The 17,735-nt window shown below is 56.8% G+C and carries 15 protein-coding genes, 1 tRNA gene and 2 pseudogenes; 8 read left to right on the top strand and 10 right to left on the bottom strand.

Annotated elements, in window-relative coordinates; translation table 11 throughout:
• The first annotated feature begins 40 nt into the window (after nucleotides 1-40).
• A complete protein-coding gene (locus tag PFZ56_RS15120; protein WP_170003347.1) occupies nucleotides 41-769 on the top strand; it encodes an aspartate/glutamate racemase family protein in 729 nt (242 codons plus the stop codon).
• A 36-nt stretch (nucleotides 770-805) separates the two neighbouring features.
• On the opposite strand, the gene PFZ56_RS15115 is transcribed toward PFZ56_RS15120, so the two are convergent.
• Nucleotides 806-1,729, bottom strand: a complete 924-nt coding sequence (locus PFZ56_RS15115) for a LysR family transcriptional regulator (RefSeq protein ID WP_110595224.1) — start codon at nucleotides 1,727-1,729, stop codon at nucleotides 806-808.
• Nucleotides 1,730-1,855: 126 nt separating this feature from the next.
• Between PFZ56_RS15115 and PFZ56_RS15110 the strand changes: the two genes are divergently transcribed.
• On the top strand, nucleotides 1,856-2,602 hold the full coding sequence (locus PFZ56_RS15110; protein WP_110595223.1) for a 3-oxoacyl-ACP reductase family protein: 747 nt from the start codon (nucleotides 1,856-1,858) through the stop codon (nucleotides 2,600-2,602).
• A gap of 133 nt (nucleotides 2,603-2,735) precedes the next feature.
• Here PFZ56_RS15110 and PFZ56_RS15105 read toward each other — a convergent pair whose 3' ends face one another.
• The 4 genes from PFZ56_RS15105 to PFZ56_RS15090 form a co-directional block, all read right to left on the bottom strand.
• A complete protein-coding gene (locus tag PFZ56_RS15105; RefSeq protein ID WP_170003349.1) occupies nucleotides 2,736-3,431 on the bottom strand; it encodes an HAD-IA family hydrolase in 696 nt (231 codons plus the stop codon).
• Between the two features lie 159 nt (nucleotides 3,432-3,590).
• Entirely contained in the window at nucleotides 3,591-3,752 is a 162-nt protein-coding gene (locus PFZ56_RS15100; protein ID WP_162884120.1) for a hypothetical protein, read from the bottom strand.
• A 109-nt stretch (nucleotides 3,753-3,861) separates the two neighbouring features.
• The gene (locus PFZ56_RS15095) at nucleotides 3,862-4,227 is read right to left on the bottom strand and encodes a glycine zipper domain-containing protein (protein WP_102863869.1); all 366 of its coding nucleotides are present in this window, start codon (nucleotides 4,225-4,227) and stop codon (nucleotides 3,862-3,864) included.
• Nucleotides 4,228-4,624: 397 nt separating this feature from the next.
• A complete protein-coding gene (locus PFZ56_RS15090) occupies nucleotides 4,625-5,089 on the bottom strand; it encodes a hypothetical protein (RefSeq protein WP_222933773.1) in 465 nt (154 codons plus the stop codon).
• Nucleotides 5,090-6,272: 1,183 nt separating this feature from the next.
• Between PFZ56_RS15090 and PFZ56_RS15085 the strand changes: the two genes are divergently transcribed.
• A complete protein-coding gene (locus PFZ56_RS15085; RefSeq protein ID WP_123392221.1) occupies nucleotides 6,273-6,542 on the top strand; it encodes a hypothetical protein in 270 nt (89 codons plus the stop codon).
• A 1,220-nt stretch (nucleotides 6,543-7,762) separates the two neighbouring features.
• Nucleotides 7,763-8,200 (top strand): hypothetical protein, encoded by a 438-nt coding sequence (locus PFZ56_RS15080; RefSeq protein ID WP_170003351.1) that lies wholly within the window; start codon nucleotides 7,763-7,765, stop codon nucleotides 8,198-8,200.
• 65 nt (nucleotides 8,201-8,265) lie between these two features.
• Here the strand turns inward: PFZ56_RS15080 and PFZ56_RS15075 are convergent.
• Nucleotides 8,266-8,376: pseudogene (locus PFZ56_RS15075) on the bottom strand (IS5/IS1182 family transposase); the annotation flags it as partial.
• A gap of 838 nt (nucleotides 8,377-9,214) precedes the next feature.
• Between PFZ56_RS15075 and PFZ56_RS15070 the strand changes: the two are divergent.
• Nucleotides 9,215-10,289: pseudogene (locus PFZ56_RS15070) on the top strand (tyrosine-type recombinase/integrase); the annotation flags it as partial.
• Between the two features lie 121 nt (nucleotides 10,290-10,410).
• On the opposite strand, the gene PFZ56_RS15065 reads toward PFZ56_RS15070, so the two are convergent.
• The gene (locus tag PFZ56_RS15065) at nucleotides 10,411-11,199 is read right to left on the bottom strand and encodes a hypothetical protein (RefSeq protein ID WP_170003353.1); all 789 of its coding nucleotides are present in this window, start codon (nucleotides 11,197-11,199) and stop codon (nucleotides 10,411-10,413) included.
• 357 nt (nucleotides 11,200-11,556) lie between these two features.
• Nucleotides 11,557-11,646 (bottom strand) — tRNA-Ser (locus PFZ56_RS15060).
• 319 nt (nucleotides 11,647-11,965) lie between these two features.
• On the opposite strand from PFZ56_RS15060, the gene PFZ56_RS15055 reads away from it, so the two are divergent.
• The 3 genes from PFZ56_RS15055 to PFZ56_RS15045 all read left to right on the top strand — a co-directional run bounded on the left by PFZ56_RS15055 (nucleotide 11,966) and on the right by PFZ56_RS15045 (nucleotide 14,720).
• Nucleotides 11,966-12,655 carry a crotonase/enoyl-CoA hydratase family protein gene (locus PFZ56_RS15055; RefSeq protein WP_102878956.1) on the top strand — a complete coding sequence of 230 codons (690 nt, stop codon included), beginning with the start codon at nucleotides 11,966-11,968 and terminating at the stop codon, nucleotides 12,653-12,655.
• A 212-nt stretch (nucleotides 12,656-12,867) separates the two neighbouring features.
• Nucleotides 12,868-13,590 (top strand): 1-acyl-sn-glycerol-3-phosphate acyltransferase, encoded by a 723-nt coding sequence (locus tag PFZ56_RS15050; protein WP_170003355.1) that lies wholly within the window; start codon nucleotides 12,868-12,870, stop codon nucleotides 13,588-13,590.
• Between the two features lie 158 nt (nucleotides 13,591-13,748).
• On the top strand, nucleotides 13,749-14,720 hold the full coding sequence (locus PFZ56_RS15045; RefSeq protein WP_102878954.1) for a magnesium and cobalt transport protein CorA: 972 nt from the start codon (nucleotides 13,749-13,751) through the stop codon (nucleotides 14,718-14,720).
• 41 nt (nucleotides 14,721-14,761) lie between these two features.
• Here PFZ56_RS15045 and PFZ56_RS15040 read toward each other — a convergent pair whose 3' ends face one another.
• Both PFZ56_RS15040 and PFZ56_RS15035 read right to left on the bottom strand, forming a co-directional pair.
• The gene (locus PFZ56_RS15040; protein ID WP_102878953.1) at nucleotides 14,762-15,484 is read right to left on the bottom strand and encodes an amidotransferase; all 723 of its coding nucleotides are present in this window, start codon (nucleotides 15,482-15,484) and stop codon (nucleotides 14,762-14,764) included.
• A 105-nt stretch (nucleotides 15,485-15,589) separates the two neighbouring features.
• A complete protein-coding gene (locus PFZ56_RS15035; RefSeq protein WP_170003413.1) occupies nucleotides 15,590-17,734 on the bottom strand; it encodes a 3-hydroxyacyl-CoA dehydrogenase NAD-binding domain-containing protein in 2,145 nt (714 codons plus the stop codon).
• Nucleotide 17,735 lies beyond the last annotated feature (1 nt).

The raw sequence follows: 17,735 nt of genomic DNA, 5'->3' as shown, positions 1-17,735 counted from the left end.
TGCGCCGGGCCTTGAACTGCCCAACCTGCAAGGAACCCCCATGCGCATTCTCGTGGTCAACGTCAACACCACCGACAGCATCACCCAGGCCATCGCCCGCCAGGCACAAAGCGTGGCAGCGCCGGGTACGGAAATCGTCGGCCTGACTCCCTACTTCGGCGCCGAATCGGTGGAAGGCAACTTCGAAAGCTACCTGGCGGCCATCGCCGTCATGGATCGGGTGCTGGCCTACGACCAGCCCTATGACGCAGTGATCCAGGCCGGTTACGGCGAGCACGGCCGCGAAGGGCTGCAGGAGCTGCTGAATGTGCCGGTGGTGGACATCACCGACGCCGCCGCCAGCACGGCGATGTTCCTCGGCCACGCCTACTCGGTGGTGACCACCCTGGATCGAACCGTGCCGCTGATCGAGGACCGGCTCAAGCTGTCCGGCCTCTATGAGCGCTGCGCCTCGGTACGGGCCAGCGGCCTCGCGGTGCTGGAGCTGGAGGAAGACCCGCTGCGGGCGGTGGAGTCCATCGTGCACCAGGCCGAACTGGCGGTGACCCAGGACAAGGCCGAGGTCATCTGTCTGGGCTGTGGCGGCATGGCCGGACTGGATGAACAGATCCGCCAGCGCACCGGGGTGCCGGTGGTGGATGGGGTCACGGCGGCGGTGACCATTGCCGAATCGCTGGTACGCCTGGGGCTGTCCACCTCGAAGGTGCGCACCTACGCGACGCCACGGCCAAAAAAGGTGCTTGGCTGGCCGCTGCGTTCAGGGCGCTGAGTCAGGCAACTGCCGGGTTCGCCGGCAAGCCGGCGCCTACAGGGCGCTGAAGGTTTGCGCCAGGCCCTGTTCGGCGAACTGCTCGATGACGAAGTCGACGAACGCCCGGGTCTTGCCCGGGAGCATCTTGTGCTCGGCGTAGTAGATCGAGGTGTAGCCATCATCGACGTACCAATCCGGCAAGACCCGTTGCAGCGCGCCGGAACGCAGGTAGTTGACGGCAAACGGCATGCTCACCAGGGCCAACCCCAGGTCCTGGGCGGCCGCCACGCAGGCGGCTTCGGAATCGCTCATGGTCATGCTGGCCTTGAGCTCCAGCGGGCGCACACCGCCTGCGCGGCCAGTCAGTTGCCAGGGACGGATGCGGCCGGTCTGCGGAGAACGGATCAGGATCCCCCGGCAATGCTGCAGGTCTTCCGGATCACGGATCGGCGCTCGCCCCGCGAGATAGGCCGGGCTGGCCACCAGCACCCGATGGGCCGGTGCCAGGCGCCGGGCGACCACCCCTTGCGGCAGTTCGAAACCGCCACCGATGGCGGCATCGAAGCCCTGGCCGATCAGGTCCACCTGGCGATTGTCGAAATGCCAGTCCGGCTGGATGTCCGGGTAACGCTGCAGGAAGCTTGCGAGCATCGGCACGATGTAAAAACAGCCAAATACCGTTCCCATGCTGACCTTGAGCGTGCCTGCCGGGCGCCCCTGGACGGTGGACAGGCTGCTCACGGCATTCTGGATGGTCTGCAGGCTGTCGCTGACTTCTGCCAGGAACAAGCGTCCGGCCTCGGTCAGGGTCAAACGCCGGGTACTGCGCTGGAATAGACGCACACCCACCCGCGCCTCCAGCTTGGCTACGCTCTTCCCCACCGCGGCCGGGGTCAATCCCAGGCGTCGCGCCGCCTCGGCAAAGCTGCCGACTTCAGCGCTGCGGACAAAACATTCGATACTGCCGAAAGCTTCCATCACTGACCATTCCATACTTTTGGTTTACACAGAGTATAGGAATTACCCGCTACACAGCGGCCAATCAGCAGTCGATACTCGACGCCAAGCACAAGGCAACCCGACCTTGAATCTCTGGAGAAACACATGAGCAAGCACAACCTCAGCGGCAAAGTGGCCTTGATCCAAGGCGGTTCCCGCGGTATCGGCGCCGCCATCGTCGAGCGCCTGGCCGCCGAAGGCGCCAGCGTCGCCTTCACCTATGTCAGCTCCGCGAGCAAGGCCAAGGCCCTGCAGGACAGCATCATCGCCAAGGGCGGCAAGGCCCTGGCCATTCAGGCCGACAGCGCCGACGCCGACGCCATTCGAGAGGCCGTGCAACGTACCGCCCAGGCCTTCGGCCGCCTCGACATCCTGGTCAACAATGCTGGCGTGCTGGCAATGGCCCCGCTGGACGAATTCAAGCTGGAAGACTTTGACCAGACCCTGGCCATCAACGTACGCAGTGTGTTCATCGCTACCCAGGAGGCTGCGCGGCACATGGGCGAAGGCGGACGCATCATCAATATCGGCAGCACCAATGCCGAGCGCATGCCCTTCGCCGGTGGCGGTCCCTACGCCATGAGCAAGGCCGCGCTGGTAGGCCTGACCAAAGGCCTGGCGCGGGACTTGGGACCACGGGGCATCACCATCAACAACGTACAGCCCGGCCCAGTGGACACCGACATGAACCCAGCCGACGGCGCCTTTGCCGAAAGCCTGCTGGATCTCATGGCCGTACGTCGCTATGGCCGCGCCGAAGAAATCGCTGGCTTCGTGGCCTATCTCGCCGGGCCCGAAGCGGCCTACATCACTGGCGCCAGCTTGAGCATCGACGGCGGTTTCAGCGCCTGATCCGTCAACGCAAAAAAACCGGGCCACCTGTAGCGGGTGGCCCGGTTGCTTGCGCGGCATCCGCCAACGGCTGCCGCAGGGGGCTAACCGGCTGGCAACGCCCTCCTTTCTCCCTACCCGTTTCCTTGCGACCTCAGGCCCACACCAGATGCGGCAAACCACAGGCGGCGGGCTGAAACCCCTTGAGCGAGCGCAGAATCCCGTCAGCTTGGGCGAACTTGGTATCCGCCATGGCCGGATCGGGCACCGCAAGCACCCGCATCCCTGCGGCCTTGGCGGCCGTCACGCCGAAGGGCGAGTCCTCGAACACCAGGCACTCCCCTGGGGCTACCCCCAGGCGCCGGGCCGCGGTGAGGAAGATATCCGGCGCCGGCTTGGCCGCCGTCACTTCCGGGTCATCGGCGGTGACGATGGTGTCGAACAGCGCAAACCAATCGCCATGGCGGGTGATTTTCTCGCCGAAGGACATCTGCGACGAGCTGGTGCCCACTGCGATTGGCACCTGGTGCTGCTTCAAATGGCGTACCAGTTGCTGAGCCCCCGGCATGGCCTCGGCTCGAGGAAAGCGCTCACGCATCAAGGGCTCGCGCATGACCAGGAACTCTTCGGCGCTGATGGGCAGGTCCAGGGCCTCGACCACGTAACGCGCCAGATCGGCGGCACCACGTCCGATGATGTTTTGCTTGATGGTCCAATCGTAGGTGCGGCCATAACGCTCGGCGATCAACTGCGTGATCTCGGTGTAGATACCTTCGGTATCCAGGAGCAGACCGTCCATATCGAAAATGATCGCCTTGATCGGCCCCAAATCATTCAACTGTGCATTCATCGCATCTGATCCGTTAGCAAAAGTACATTCCAGGGAGCGGCTCAGGTACGGCCCGTTATGTTCGGCAACGCGTCAATTAAAGGATTCAGCAGCATAGCGGCGGGGCTGGGTCAGGAGCAACCGAGGGGCAAGGTACAGAGTGCGAGAGGCGGGATAGTTTCAGTCGCCAGGATCGAGCTCGCTCTCTCCTTCTTCAGGCCCTTCCTGCAGTGGCACCAGCGCATCATCCATCAAGGAGCCGGGATCTTCATTCCCCGGGTCGTTGATCACCAACGGTGACGCTGGGCCTGGCTCGACATTAGCAGGCATTTCACGGGGCATGATCCTCTCCTTAAACAGCGGGACGGGCTGCATCAAGTATGGCGAAGCCTTGGGCAACACGCACAAAAAACCCGGCGCGGGGCCGGGCTATTTTGAACGAGAGCCTAAATCAATGACGCTTCTTGTGCCCCATGCTGCTCCCCAGGGCACCACCCGCCGCACCACCAATGCCGGCACCCACGGTGGACCCAGTGCTGCCGCCCAGGCGATTGCCGATCAGCGAGCCACCAGCCGAGCCCAGGCCACCGCCAATCGCAGCCTTGGTCCGGCTGCCCTTGCGCGCACCCGCCGCACTACCGGCCGCCCCGGCCACACCCGCACCAATAGCCGCCCCGGTGCTGCCGCCGAGCTGTTGCCCGACCACGTTGCCCAGCGCACCGCCGAGACCACCACCAATGGCGGCAGTGCCATCGCCAGCCATCGCACCTTGAGCCAGCAGAAGTCCTACAACCAGGGCAGGTAAAGTTGAACGCATGACTTGAACCTCAAAAAAAGACTGTCGAACTGACACAAAAGCCCAGCGCGCGCCACCCGCTGCGGAGCGTAACGGCAACACCCGGTTGCTCTCCGGTGGGTTGGACCGCGGATTCTAAAAGAGTTTTATCGTCGCGCAAAAAAAAGCCCGCTGGGGAACGGGCTAGGGGTACTGCTTTTAACGGATGGTTTGAGCGTACGCAGGCAGATGTGAAGATTCTGTGAAAAGTACCCGCGACTGGGAGCAACAGACGCGGATCACACAATTTCCCATCCTGCCAACATCTTCAGTTCACCTTCTGAAGATGCTCGAAGCCGATCAATACAGGCCAGCCCCTTGGTTGGCTACCCCGCCACTGCTTCGATAACGGCCTGATCGCTCACTGGCAACAGTGATCTCAGCGAATGCTGCGAATGCTGCCCTTGTTGCCTTTGACAGTGACCGAGACTTTCTTGAAGACGAAGTAGTTTTCTTCGCTGACTTCATAGCGTGGAGCCACGATCAGGTCGGCACCGGAAGACTTGACTGCCTTGAAGGCAGCAGCCGACTTGACCGCACTCACTGGATCCAGGCCCAGACCACCCAGACCGCCGCCGGTAGCACCGCCGTAGGTCACACCATCAGCAAACTGGCTATCGCCACCAAACTGCAGGAAACCAAAGAGGATATTAACCGACGACTGGCCCGAGATTGCCTCGCCCACTGCTACATCTGCCTTCAGGTCAGCCTTGACCTGGCTATCGATGGGCGACGATGGCTGGCTGATGTTGTAGCTAGTGCAACCAGTGGCTGCGGCTACAAGAGTGGACAGTGCGAGGAGTTTGAAAATAGCTTTCACGTTTATTTCCTTATCGCTTTTCATATAAAGGCATCATCGCTGGATGCGCAGCCCCGTTTGAATCGGGATAAGGAACATATCGCCAGTTATAGCCAATTGAGATAAGAAAATTCCTAAAAGCACAAAGGATGCCTCTTCAATTACCCCCTCTCACTGGCGATAAACTATTAATACGACTACCAAAAAAATCGGAAAAAAATAATACGCAAACAACGGCAAGAACGTTATGCCCCCAACCAACCACCGAAAATGAACCCGCCTACTTCGTGACCAGCCTTCACGTTTGGCAGCACGATAAAGCCCCATTACAGATGCATCGCTCGGCGCAAACAGGGATCTCTATTGCCAGCAGGACTATTGGCGACATCAGGTCTTTTCTCAAACTACTCATTTCTTCCAATTACAACTATCAATCCTGATAGACATTCGAACTTAACGATTTGCGGACAATAAAAAGCCCCGCATCTAACGGGGCACTCAAAACTTAAGATTACTTTCTCTTTGGCATTGCCTTGGGAAAGAACATCGTGCTACTGGCTACCGGCAGCGGCGCAGTTTTCTTTCTGCTACTGACTCGGGATTGTTCTTCGACTTCAAATGCGGCCTGACCGCAACGCACCAAGTTGTTGATTGGGAACTCATCCCCGTTGTCTTCGATATAGGCAAGACTCCTCATATTCCAGCTCCCTCCAACAACCGATCAGTACCGGCAAGCTCCTGATTGCCTGGAAAATACTGACCGTCACGGCGCTTCAGACTAGCCAGTCATTTGTCGACCTGCCGTCCAAACCAGACAAGTGCCGACGAGTGGCAAGGCATCAGAGGAAAAAATGATCCAGAGCACATTTCCGGGCCCATGAACCCGACGACCACTTGATATGGCAGCACGTCCATTCAGAAATTAGCGGGGGCTTGGCATCCAATTGCCTTATGAAGTGGTGCAGTACATGTCTAGGGATGGAGACATTTTCAGGGAGAGCATCAACACCAGGCTCATCAAATTCGAACCCCTGGCAGCTCTTTCCATGAAAAAACCCAGACCACTATCAGCTTGTCAATAGTGCTGTTGAGCGACTGAGCGGGAGGTCGCGCGGTGGTAGGCTTTCATGGCGTCACATTACGCGCGTGCCCGATCTGTTCGGATTACTGATAAAGGCAGGTCAGGCTATGCATAAGCCGCATATCAGCTAACTGAAAGGATTCGAACATGAAAAAATCCATAACTGTTCTGGCCGTTTCCGCGACGCTCGCTTTCACCGCAACTGTCGCGAACGCCTCCGTGCATCAGGCCCCCATCAAGGCTCCCCAGACCGTCAATCAGATGACAGCCTCTGTTGACACTCCTTTCGGACCCCATCAGACAACTGGCGAAATCCAGATGGCCAGCCTGGCCAGTAGTTGCTCCGATGATCGATATTCCTGGTGGGAATACAGCGGCTGGGAAATCGTCGGCTGTCTCATAAGCGGTCAGTGGTAACTATTCTGACAGGCCTGGTGCGCGACTTACGCGGTCAGCACGCACCAGAGCCTGTCAGCCCAGCCACACACGACTTCGAAGATACAGACGCCTTCATACTTTTTACCCGGCAATAGCCCTCGCCAGCAGACAATTGCTTCTGGTTTAGAGGCAACCCTTGTTGCCTCTTCAAAATGGGACTAGAGCAACAAAATACCTTTCCATGTGTATGCTGCTGCGGACATCGCTCGGCGAATTCGACCTCGGCCATTTCGCCTAAATATATACAGCTCATTCACTGCGCAAAGGGGGTAACGCTTAACCAGTTGTTATCCACCCAACGCCACTGAAAAACACCCACCGGCCCATGCTGGGCCCAGGGGGCCATTTTTTAGACGCCAAAAACCACAAACCCCCGACTTTCTCTAGGAAAATCAGGGGTTTGTGTTTGTAGAATGTGGCGTTGAAGCAGAGATTCGAAACTACCCGCAAATCCACTTCCATCATGCAAGCACCCGGATTACAAGGGCTGCCGCCTGATTGCTTTCGTAAAAATCGAGGTCCGCCAGTCCCATGGCTTTGTAAGCCAGGATGCTGCGAGACGCCCCAAATGCCATTTCCCCCCGATTTATGTTGAGCCCTGGGAAAAAGGTAATTTTGGTAACGCGCTGTCAGAGAACCAAGAAAACACAATAAAATCAGTTACTTATTGACCCCTTCAAGAGGTAATAAAAAGGTCAGTAATTGGTTAGAAAATTACCTTCAGTCTGAGTAATACCTAACAGCCCCAAACCCCAGCAAAATAAGGGCTTTAACAAAATATTACCTTTCTTATTACCTAAAATCACCCTCCAAGGTAATGCCTGAAAGCCACGTTATATAAGGGCTCCAGCCCGTTTTGACCCATCGATTACCAAAATTACCTTTTTCCCAGCCCGCATCTGAAAAACAGTCCTGAATCATCAGTCCAGGTGATTTTTCACGTCTTCTATAAAGGTTGCAATGTACAATAGGTTGCCGTTTTAAATAGACAATAGACGTTTGGTTGCCTTTAATCCTGCAGGGGTTAAAATTTACAAATTAATTGAGTGAGCCTTAAGGAGCCAGTTGTTAGCAAGATATTTTTGGGTCGTTTCGACCCTATTGGAGGTAAGGAAAAAATATTGTATTAGCTAAGAGCTCAGAGCAAGGATGGGCTAAACGATTTTTATTAGATGCTGGACTGATAAAAGGAAGAAGGCATGAGTAGTAATGCAAAAGAGTCCCCTGGCAAGGCGGATTATCAAGAGCACTCCATGTGGAAGTATGATGATGAAAGCGATCTTTACTATCCAGTTATTTCTCCGAAAGATTTGCCAGATGCAGAGTCAGATTTGTCGATATATACAAAATTTACGCTGCCTAATGGCAAAAATGTAGAAGGTTATACTGTTGGGGTGGAACGCGTATTTTCAATGGGCTTGTTTGGCGACAATAATATATTTTTCATAAATAAAAACATGCCGGACCTCTCCACCGAACAAATTAAGATGTTTTTAGTCGAGCAGCCACTTCTTGAAATAGAAAAAGCTTCCGATATATTTCCCTTGAAGTATCGAACATTAATTAACGCGGATGGCTTTTCCGATGTGACCGGTACTTTTGATATGGGCGAGACATTTGGGCTTACAGATAAGTGATTTTTTAAGTTTAAGAGTTAGTCAAAGCGATTATTTTAATGTTGTTACCTTGATTTTTTCGAAAGTTACTGCCACATACAACGCAGCTTGCAGAGCAATGTGGCTATAGCTGCAAAGTTTCTGGCCAGCGTCTCATAGTGGGTACCTATTCTGCGGTTCTCTTTTAGCCAGCCATGGCGATGCTGCAGAACATGAGATAGCCACGCCGGCTGGGCCTCAAAGCTGTTTTGATAACAAGCTGACCAGTGAATTGTGCGCACCTGGTGCGAACGACATCAGAAACGAAAACCCAACCTTCCGCAGCTTTTCGTAGCTCACGCCCTTGTAAACTGGGCGCATCCCCACCCAGCCCAATTCGCCAGAGCCGCATACCCCTATGCAATGCCGCTGCACCTCTTCACAAAACCTTGGCACACCGTGTAATCACTAAACGCCCGACAGACCCCGCAGCGGGCCTGGGCGGGGGCATGGTTTGCACCACCACCTGGCTTTGCACAAAAAAGGGATGCAGAACCCGTCGGCGGGAGGGGGATAAGTGATTTTCTATCCAGATTTTTTCGCCGCCTGCGATTTTCCAGCGTCATGGCTGCACCTAGTCGGAAACGGCTATATTGGAATTCGTACTGAGAGGGTTTGAGGTGATTGATGGATGCACTTATGCACAACCCTAATGTTTATCGCTTAGACTGAATTTAACAAAGCAAGGAAGCATGCAATGAACGCTGAATGTGTGTAATGCGGTCAAGTTAATGAGTTCAATGGGGAGCACATGTTTCCAGCTGGTTTAGGCGGCGACAAACGATTCATGATAAAGGACTGTGTCTGTAAGGTCTGTAATACCTACTTCTCTAAACTCGAGGGTGAGCTATCCAGAAGAACCCCAAGTGCATTGGCCAGACTTATTAAACAGTCACAAGGGCGCAACCGTAGTAGGAGATCAAGCTAGCCTGTTATTCAAACCGAAAGCAGCTACATCATCGATGACGGCCGGCTTCTCGAAGCAAGATTTTCTGCACACCAGCAACTATTGCCCAGGCAAAGCGCCTGATCGACATCATCGAATACGAGATCCAGACCGGCACCTTTGATTACGCAAGGCACTTCCCAAATTCGTCCAAGCTGGTCGAAAACACTTTCGGCCACTACCTAGATCTGTGGCTGAAGATCAAAGCCAACAGCGTGGCAGCATCGAGCTATCGAGGCTACGCAAACAAGGCGGAGGTTCATGTACGGCCACGCCGGGGGGAAGGTGCAGATCAATGCGATTGATCACCTGGACCTGCAGGAGTGGATCCAGGGCACCCTGTCGAAGACACTCAAGAACAAGACCATCCGCGACATCATCAGCAACGTGCGACAGGTGTTCAGGCTGTACCGCACCAGAATGAAAGTTGCGCACGACCCCACCGAGGGCCTGATGGTTCACCTGCCAGATCCCGAGGCCCCCGACCCATTCACCAGGGCGGAGATCCGACAGATCCTCGAAACCCCGACCAGTCGCACGCAAGTGCTGCTGATGGTTCAGTTCATGATTTGGGCTGGTCCTCGAGTATCCGAAACCATCGCCCTGGCCTGGGAGGACGTAGACCTGGAGCAAGGCACCGTGACCTTCCGCAGATCAAAGGTCCGCGGAGCCTACCGAGTGACGAAAACCCGGCGCTCGACACGCAAAGTGCGCCTGCTCGCTCCCGCATGGGATGCACTGCGCAAGATCGATGCACTCAATAGAAAGAAGAAGGCGGAAACCGTCGAAGTCGTTGAACGGGACAACAAGACGGTCAGGAAACACAAACTGCACTTTGTATTCCTGAACACCAAAAGCGGCCTGCCCCACGCCAATGACTTTGTCGTACGAGACAGGTTCTTCAAGGCACATTTGTTAGCGGCCGGGGTTCGCTATCGCGGCCCCGGCCAGTGCCGGCACACCTACGCCAGTCAGCTGCTGACAACCGGCGTGGCCTCGATCGACTGGATAGCCGAACAGATGGGACATACCAACGGGAACATGATCCGTCAGCACTATGGGACATGGATCAATGAAGACGGGCCAGATGTTGTTGGGATACTGCAGTTAGCATTAAAGCTATAGCCAACCAAACACCCTCTGCTCGGTATACCAGTCCAGAGGAGTTTGATACACGTGAGCCAATAAAAAGGCCCCCGCGCTTGGCTTAAGTGTGGGGGCCTTTTGTACATAAGCGGCGTTTTATCTATCCGTTGTCGACATCAGCAATCGGTAGCCAATCATTAGACTGGTAGTCGGTGCTTGTTGCTCGTAGAAAGCTAACCTCAAATTCGCGGATTGACACAAACAACTCGTCATCACCAAACGCCTTCGCTGTTAAACAACAAGACATGATGCCTCGAAACATATAATTCCAAAAATCAGCACGATGCTCAGCTTGTCTTGTAGTCTCGTGCATACCTCGCATAAAAAATCCGCAAGTGACTCCCCCATACATATCCATGATTTGAGGTGATGCTGCATGAACGTAACCTGAATATGCCTTGCTGAGCGTTCTAGCAGTATCCAAGTTCTGGCTTGAACCTTTTGTGCCACTCACACACCGATCCAAATAAGCACGAATTTTTTTTCTAGGAACCATCCCCCTATCCGTAGACGACGTGGACTCACCATCGGGATCAAATTCTTCTTGGAAGAAAAACTCCAAGTATTTCTCATGTAAAGGAGTCGACTCTCCGAGTATTACAGAGAATGCCAAGAACGAAATATCTTCGGTAATTTCGTCGAGAATACGTTGTAGAGAAGCCTGCTCTTGAACAAACCCCGCTTCTAAAAGCAGCCTTGCAGCATGGAGACTGCTCACCATCCGCGCGAGCTTCTGCACCAATGCCTGATGTATCGTTTTTTCTACATGCCGATATACAAACGAACGCCTAAATCGGACAGGTTTGGGAGCAGGAACACGGTTTGAAAAAACGTTAACGATGCGCTCCATGTAATCTAAGGCTTGTTCGTAAGGCTCGTTTTCGATCATGGGCAATGAAACCAGGTGTGATTATCCGAAAATACACTTTTGAATGGTTGTACGTCGATGCCATCGCAGGACGCTAGGAGCCCCACGGCTTTACATCCGCTTTAGACCGTAACCAGTAAAGCAGTGAGCCTTCATTATCACCCAAGAGCTGTAAAGCTCTTATGCCCCAAATGCGGGGGAAATCAACGCAAATTTCTTGTCGTCGCTGGCGACGGCCACTCACTGCATTAAAGCCTGTTTCTGCACCAGAGCAGCGCACCAGTCCCATGACGGTCCCATGGGATCATTTTTCAGACGCCAAAAACCACAAACCCCCGACTTTCTCTAGGAAAATCAGGGGTTTGTGTTTGTAGAATGTGGCGGTGAAGGAGAGATTCGAACTCTCGATACAGTTTCCTGTATACACACTTTCCAGGCGTGCTCCTTAAGCCACTCGGACACTTCACCGTATCTCTTCAAACCGATTCAGTCTGTCGAGGCGCGCTAATGTAGTCGATAGCTTTTCAGATGGCAAACTTTTTTTTCAGAATTTTCATGCGCTTAAGGCCGATCCCTGCTTGAAGGGGATTCGCCCTCCATCGACGACAAGGCAAACCGGCCATTCTCCAGCCTTGCCTACAGCTATATAGAAGAAACCACCCGTTACCCGCAGCGCCATACAGGCCAATGTCAGGTCCCAAGCCTGACTCACCAGTCAGTCACGGCGCTTTACCAGATCTATCGTGGTGGGTAACTTCTGCTGCACTTCAATACAAGGAATTGCGTCATGAGTGAGTTGATTTCCTACCATCTCGAAGACGGTATCGCGACCCTGACCTTGAGCAATGGCAAGGTCAATGCCATCTCCCCGGACGTGATTGCCGCTTTCAATGCCGCGCTGGATCAAGCAACGGCCGATCGCGCAGTGGTGATCATTACTGGTCAGCCAGGGATTCTTTCCGGTGGCTACGACCTCAAAGTGATGACTGCCGGCCCTAAAGAAGCCGTGGCGCTGGTGACCCTGGGTTCGACCCTGGCTCGCCGCCTGCTGTCCCACCCCTTCCCGGTGATCGTCGCCTGCCCCGGCCATGCTGTGGCCAAGGGCGCGTTCCTGCTGCTGTCGGCGGACTACCGTATCGGCGTCGACGGGCCGTTCAGCATCGGCCTCAATGAAGTACAGATCGGCATGACCATGCACCACGCGGGGATCGAGCTGGCCCGTGACCGTCTGCGGCGCTCGGCCTTTCATCGCTCGGTGATCAATGGCGAGATGTTCGATCCCCAGAGTGCTGTGGATGCCGGCTTCCTCGACAAGGTGGTGAGCGCCGAGGAACTGCAAGGCGCCGCCCTGGCTGCCGCGCGTCAACTGAAGAAAATCAACATGCTGGCCCACAAGAACACCAAGCTGAAAGTGCGCAAGGCGCTGCTGGAGACTTTGGACAACGCCATCATCCAGGACCAGGAACACCTGGGCTAAAACACCTGCCGTCCCCGATCCAGCCCGACCTGCGTGTCGGGCTTTTTGCATTCGGCTGAACACCCAGCACCAACCGCTCTAGACCGCTGCCGGCCATCGCAGCCGGAAACATGCCCTTAAACATCGCCCATCTCCCGGCTGAGAACGGTAATTGCCGAAAACAGTGCACATCCGTACACTGCGCCACCTTTTGTCCCCGGTGAGCCGTTTAGATGCTGTATCTGTTTCGTATGTCGTTGATGGGCCTGCACTTTATCCTGGCCGGCAGCCTGGGCCTGCTGCTGGGGCTGTGCCGCCCGTTCAACCCCGACAACAGCCGCCTGTGCGCCCGCCTCTACGCCTGGCCGGCCATGTGCATTCTGCGCCTGCGGGTCAAAGCCGAAGTCGGGCCACTGATGGACAAGCCCGAGAGCTGCGTGATCATCGCCAACCACCAGTCCAACTACGACCTGTTCGTGTTCGGCAACGTGGTACCACGGCGCACCGTGTGCATCGGCAAGAAGAGCCTGAAATGGATGCCTTTGTTCGGCCAACTGTTCTGGTTGGCGGGCAATGTTCTGATCGATCGCGGCAACCCGCTTAAGGCCCGACGCTCGATGCTCACCACCACCCACACCCTGCAGCACAAGAACACCTCGATCTGGGTCTTCCCGGAGGGCACGCGCAACTTCGGCGAAGAACTGCTGCCCTTCAAGAAAGGCGCCTTCCAGATGGCCATCGCCGCCGGCGTGCCGATCGTGCCGGTGTGCGTCAGCAGCTACATCAAGCACATGCACCTGAACCGCTGGAACGGTGGCAAGATCCTTATCCGTTCGCTGCCGGCTATTCCCACGGCCGGGCTGACCATGGACGACATGCCCTTGCTGATTGCCCAGTGCCGCGAGCAGATGCGCGAGTGCATTGCCAACATGGATCGCCAACTGCAAGCGGCCTGAAGCTGCCGGCCCATCTGTGACGCCACCAAGCCCGCCTCGTGCGGGCTTTTATTTGTCGCCGAACTCAAGCTGCACCAGTGACTCTGATGCTGCATTGCAGGCTAAGCTGCTGCTGATCTGTCATCGCCACCATTGATAAGAAGAAGTGAACCGCAACCATGGGTAGAGTTGTTGCTGCCGCCGTTTATAGCGGCGGGAAGAAAGTCGCTGATATCAGCCTCGACGAAGGGGCTGCCTGGGCCGCGAAACCCGGCCACTTCGTCTGGATCGGTCTGGAAGAACCCAATGCCCACGAGCTGGCCAATCTGCAGCGCCAGTTCAACCTGCACGAACTGGCCATTGAGGACGCTCTGGAGAAACACAGTCGGCCCAAGCTGGAAACCTTCGGCGACGCACTGTTCATCGTCACCTACTCCCCCGTGCGGACCGAAGGCAAGCTGGAGTTCATCGAAACCCACATCTTTGCCGGCAACGGTTACATCATCACCGCCCGCAACGGCCAATCGGCTTCCTACGGCTATGTCCGCCAGCGCTGTGAGGCGCGCCCACTGTTGCTCGAGCACGGCGAAGACTTCGTCCTCTATGCCTTGCTGGACTTCGTCACCGAGAACTACCAGCCGGTCAGCGAGGCTATCCACGGGGAAATCGACGAGCTGGAACGCAATGTGCTGAGCAACTCACTGAACGAGCGGGATATCCAGAACCTCCACGGCCTGCGCCGCGACGTGCTGCGCCTGCGCCGTTATGTGGCGCCCATGGTGGAGATCAGCGAGGAGTTGCAGAAGCTCAGCTTTCCATTCATCGACAAGAACATGCGCCCGTACTTCCGTGATGTGCAGATTCATGTCACTCGGCAGATGGAAGACCTGTCGACCCTGCGCGACATCGCCAGCCAGACCATCGAGATCGGCGTGCTGCTGGAGGCTTCTCGGCAAAGCATCGTGCAACGCAAGTTCGCCGCCTGGGCAGCGATCCTGGCGTTTCCAACAGCGGTAGCCGGGATCTACGGGATGAACTTCCAGAACATGCCGGAACTGAGCTGGCACTACGGCTACTTTGGGGTATTGGGCTTCATCAGTGTCGGCTGTGTCGGTCTCTGGGCCAGCTTCAAGCGCTCAGGCTGGCTCTGAGTGACGATGGCCCTGCCCTTGCGGCAGGGCCACAGGCGCACTCAGGCCGCTTCAGGCTTGTGAGCGACGAAGCGCATCATCCACTCCGCAACGGTGGTGCCGTGATGATCGTGCTCAAGGCTGGCCACGCCTTTCTGGTAGATCTGCTCGCCGAGAAACTCCTGGCGCAGATCCAGCAGGGCCCGGGAGTAATCGTGGATGAACTCGGGATGCCCCTGGAAGCACAGCACCTGGTCGTTGATGTGGTAGGCCGCGAAGGGGCAGAAATCACTGGAGGCAATCACCGTGGCATTTTCCGGCAACGCGGTGACCTGGTCCTGATGGCTGATCAACAGGGTCAGTTCCTCCACCACCGGGCTCATCCACGGCGCCTTGGCCGCCAACTTGTAGCTGTGGGTTCCCACGCCCCAGCCCTGACTCGCCCGCTCGCTCTTGCCCCCCAGGAGCAACGCCAGCAACTGATGACCAAAGCAGATGCCCAACAGCTTGTCGCCGCGCTCGTAGCGACCCAAAAGGTAGGTCCTGAGGGTTTCGATCCAGGGATCGGTACCGAAAGAATCGGCCTTGCTGCCCGTCACCAGATAGGCATCGAACTCCAGCTCATCGCCGGGATACTCGCCCTGGACCACGTTGTAGACACTGAACTGGGCGGCGATGGGCTGCTGGGAAAACAGACGCTGGAACATCTGCCCGTAACCCTGATATTGATCGACCAGTTCGGGACGCAGGATATCGGTTTCAAGAATGCAGATGCGTAGCGACATAAAAAATTCCTGACAAGGCGATGGCAATAATGAACACCCCAGAGCCTGCCTTGAAATACCACGGCAAGGCAAGCCCCGGGGCGGGTCATTTACTGCCTGCTTGTGTCAGAACAACTGGCCCTGGCGGGCCTTTTCCAGGAGCAGCGTCGGCGGGGTGAAACGCTCGCCGTACTGCTCCGCCAGGTACTGCGCGCGAGCGACGAAATCCTGCACCCCGTACTGGTTGATGAACTGCAGGGCGCCACCGCTCCAGGCCGCAAAACCGATACCAAAGATCGAGCCGATATTGGCGTCAGCGGTGGACTGCAACACGCCCTCCTCCACACAGCGCACGGTTTCGATGGCCTGGATAAACAGCAGGCGGTCGCGCACATCCTGGGGCGAGATCTGCCCGTCGGCCTTGTAGAAGCGCGTGCGCAATTGCGGCCACAGGTGCTTCTGGCCGCCGGCCGGGTAGTCGTAGAAGCCGCCTCCGGCAGCCTTGCCCGCTCGCTTGTATTCGTTGAGCAACAAATCGATCACGGCAAATGCCGGATGCTCGATGGCAGGCCGGCCTTCGGCCTGCAAGTCCTTGGTGGTCTGCTGGCGAATATGGCTCATCAGGCTCAGGGAAACCTCATCGGAGATTGCCAGCGGTCCGACGGGCATCCCGGCCTTGCGCGCCTCGGCTTCGATCATCGGTGCCGCGATGCCTTCGCCCAGCATGGCGATGCCTTCGTTGGTAAACGTACCGAACACCCGGGAGGTGAAGAAACCGCGGCTGTCATTGACCACAATCGGGGTCTTCTTGATCTGCAGGACAAAGTCGAAACCTCGAGCCAGGGTTTCGTCGCTGGTCTTCGCCCCTTTGATGATTTCCACCAGAGGCATTTTCTCCACCGGGCTGAAGAAATGCAGACCGATGAACTTGTCCGGATTGGGTACTGCGGTGGCCAGCCCGGTAATGGGCAAGGTGGAGGTGTTGGAGGCAATCACGGCGTCCGCACCGACCACCTGCTGGGCAGCCCTGGACACCTTGGCCTTGAGTTCTCGATCCTCGAACACGGCTTCGATGATCAGGTCGCAGCCGGCCAGGTCGGTCTCTTCAGCCGTGGTGAGAATCCGCGCCAAGATTGCCTCACGCTGCTCGTTGCTCATGTGTCCGCGCGCGACTTTTTTCTCCAGCAGCGCAGCCGCGTGGGCCTTGCCCTTCTCCGCCGCTTCGCGGCTTATATCCTTGAGCACCACCTCGATGCCTGCGACGGCACTGACGTAGGCAATCCCCGCGCCCATCATCCCGGCACCGAGTACCCCGAGTTTTTTCGTGGTCTGCAGCGCTATGCCTTGAGGACGTGAACCGCCGGCATTGATCTCGTTGAGCTGGAACCAGAAGGTGCCGATCATGTTCTTCGCCACCTGGCCGGTGGTCAGCTCGGTGAAGTAGCGGGTCTCGATCAGTTGCGCGGTGTCGAAGTCCACCTGGGCGCCTTCAACGGCGGCGCAGAGGATCTTCTCCGGTGCCGGGAAGCAACCCTGGGTCTTGTTCCGCAGGATCGACGGGGCAATGGCCAGCATTTGCGCCACTTTCGGGTTCGCCGGCGTACCTCCAGGAATCTGATGGCCGCGCACATCCCAAGGTTGCCTGGCTGCCGGGTTGGCCTGAATCCAGGCCCGGGCCTTGGCCAGCAGGTCGTCGCGATCTGTCGCCAGTTCGTCGATCAGGCCGGCCTGCAGCGCCTGCTGCGGACGCACTTTCTTGCCCTCCAGCAGATAAGGCAAGGCCTTCTCCAGGCCCAGCATGCGCACCATGCGCACCACGCCACCGCCACCAGGCAGCAGGCCCAGAGTCACTTCCGGCAAACCGATCTGTACCGACTTGTCGTCCAGTGCAATTCGGCGATGGCAGGCCAGACAGATCTCCCAGCCACCGCCCAGAGCGGCACCGTTGATCGCGGCTACCACGGGCTTGCCCAGGGTCTCCAGGGCACGCAACTGGCCCTTGAGGGTCAGCACCATGTCGTAAAAAGCCTTGGCCTGCGGCTTGCCGACCTTGATCAGCTCATTGAGGTCACCACCGGCAAAGAAGGTCTTTTTCGCCGAGGTAATGATCACCCCGGCAATGGAATCCTGTTCGGCCTGCAGCCGGGCCACTGCAGCGGCCATGGCATCGCGGTACACCGCGTTCATGGTGTTGGCGCTCTGGCCCGGCATATCGATGGTCAGGACGACGATCTGGTCCTGGCCCTTTTCGTAACGGATGGCATCGGTCATG

The organism is Pseudomonas danubii (genome assembly GCF_042980055.1).
Lineage (GTDB): Bacteria > Pseudomonadota > Gammaproteobacteria > Pseudomonadales > Pseudomonadaceae > Aquipseudomonas > Aquipseudomonas danubii.
This window is presented reverse-complemented; position numbering and strand designations above follow the sequence as displayed.

Excerpts from the sequence above, each read along its gene's own strand:
- PFZ56_RS15120 (WP_170003347.1), top strand. The coding sequence starts at position 41 with ATGCGCATTCTCGTGGTCAACGTCAACACCACCGACAGCATCACCCAG.
- PFZ56_RS15115 (WP_110595224.1), bottom strand. The coding sequence starts at position 1,729 with ATGGAAGCTTTCGGCAGTATCGAATGTTTTGTCCGCAGCGCTGAAGTC.
- PFZ56_RS15110 (WP_110595223.1), top strand. The coding sequence starts at position 1,856 with ATGAGCAAGCACAACCTCAGCGGCAAAGTGGCCTTGATCCAAGGCGGT.
- PFZ56_RS15105 (WP_170003349.1), bottom strand. The coding sequence starts at position 3,431 with ATGAATGCACAGTTGAATGATTTGGGGCCGATCAAGGCGATCATTTTC.
- PFZ56_RS15100 (WP_162884120.1), bottom strand. The coding sequence starts at position 3,752 with ATGCCCCGTGAAATGCCTGCTAATGTCGAGCCAGGCCCAGCGTCACCG.
- PFZ56_RS15095 (WP_102863869.1), bottom strand. The coding sequence starts at position 4,227 with ATGCGTTCAACTTTACCTGCCCTGGTTGTAGGACTTCTGCTGGCTCAA.
- PFZ56_RS15090 (WP_222933773.1), bottom strand. The coding sequence starts at position 5,089 with ATGAAAAGCGATAAGGAAATAAACGTGAAAGCTATTTTCAAACTCCTC.
- PFZ56_RS15085 (WP_123392221.1), top strand. The coding sequence starts at position 6,273 with ATGAAAAAATCCATAACTGTTCTGGCCGTTTCCGCGACGCTCGCTTTC.
- PFZ56_RS15080 (WP_170003351.1), top strand. The coding sequence starts at position 7,763 with ATGAGTAGTAATGCAAAAGAGTCCCCTGGCAAGGCGGATTATCAAGAG.
- PFZ56_RS15065 (WP_170003353.1), bottom strand. The coding sequence starts at position 11,199 with ATGATCGAAAACGAGCCTTACGAACAAGCCTTAGATTACATGGAGCGC.
- PFZ56_RS15055 (WP_102878956.1), top strand. The coding sequence starts at position 11,966 with ATGAGTGAGTTGATTTCCTACCATCTCGAAGACGGTATCGCGACCCTG.
- PFZ56_RS15050 (WP_170003355.1), top strand. The coding sequence starts at position 12,868 with ATGCTGTATCTGTTTCGTATGTCGTTGATGGGCCTGCACTTTATCCTG.
- PFZ56_RS15045 (WP_102878954.1), top strand. The coding sequence starts at position 13,749 with ATGGGTAGAGTTGTTGCTGCCGCCGTTTATAGCGGCGGGAAGAAAGTC.
- PFZ56_RS15040 (WP_102878953.1), bottom strand. The coding sequence starts at position 15,484 with ATGTCGCTACGCATCTGCATTCTTGAAACCGATATCCTGCGTCCCGAA.
- PFZ56_RS15035 (WP_170003413.1), bottom strand. The coding sequence starts at position 17,734 with ATGACCGATGCCATCCGTTACGAAAAGGGCCAGGACCAGATCGTCGTC.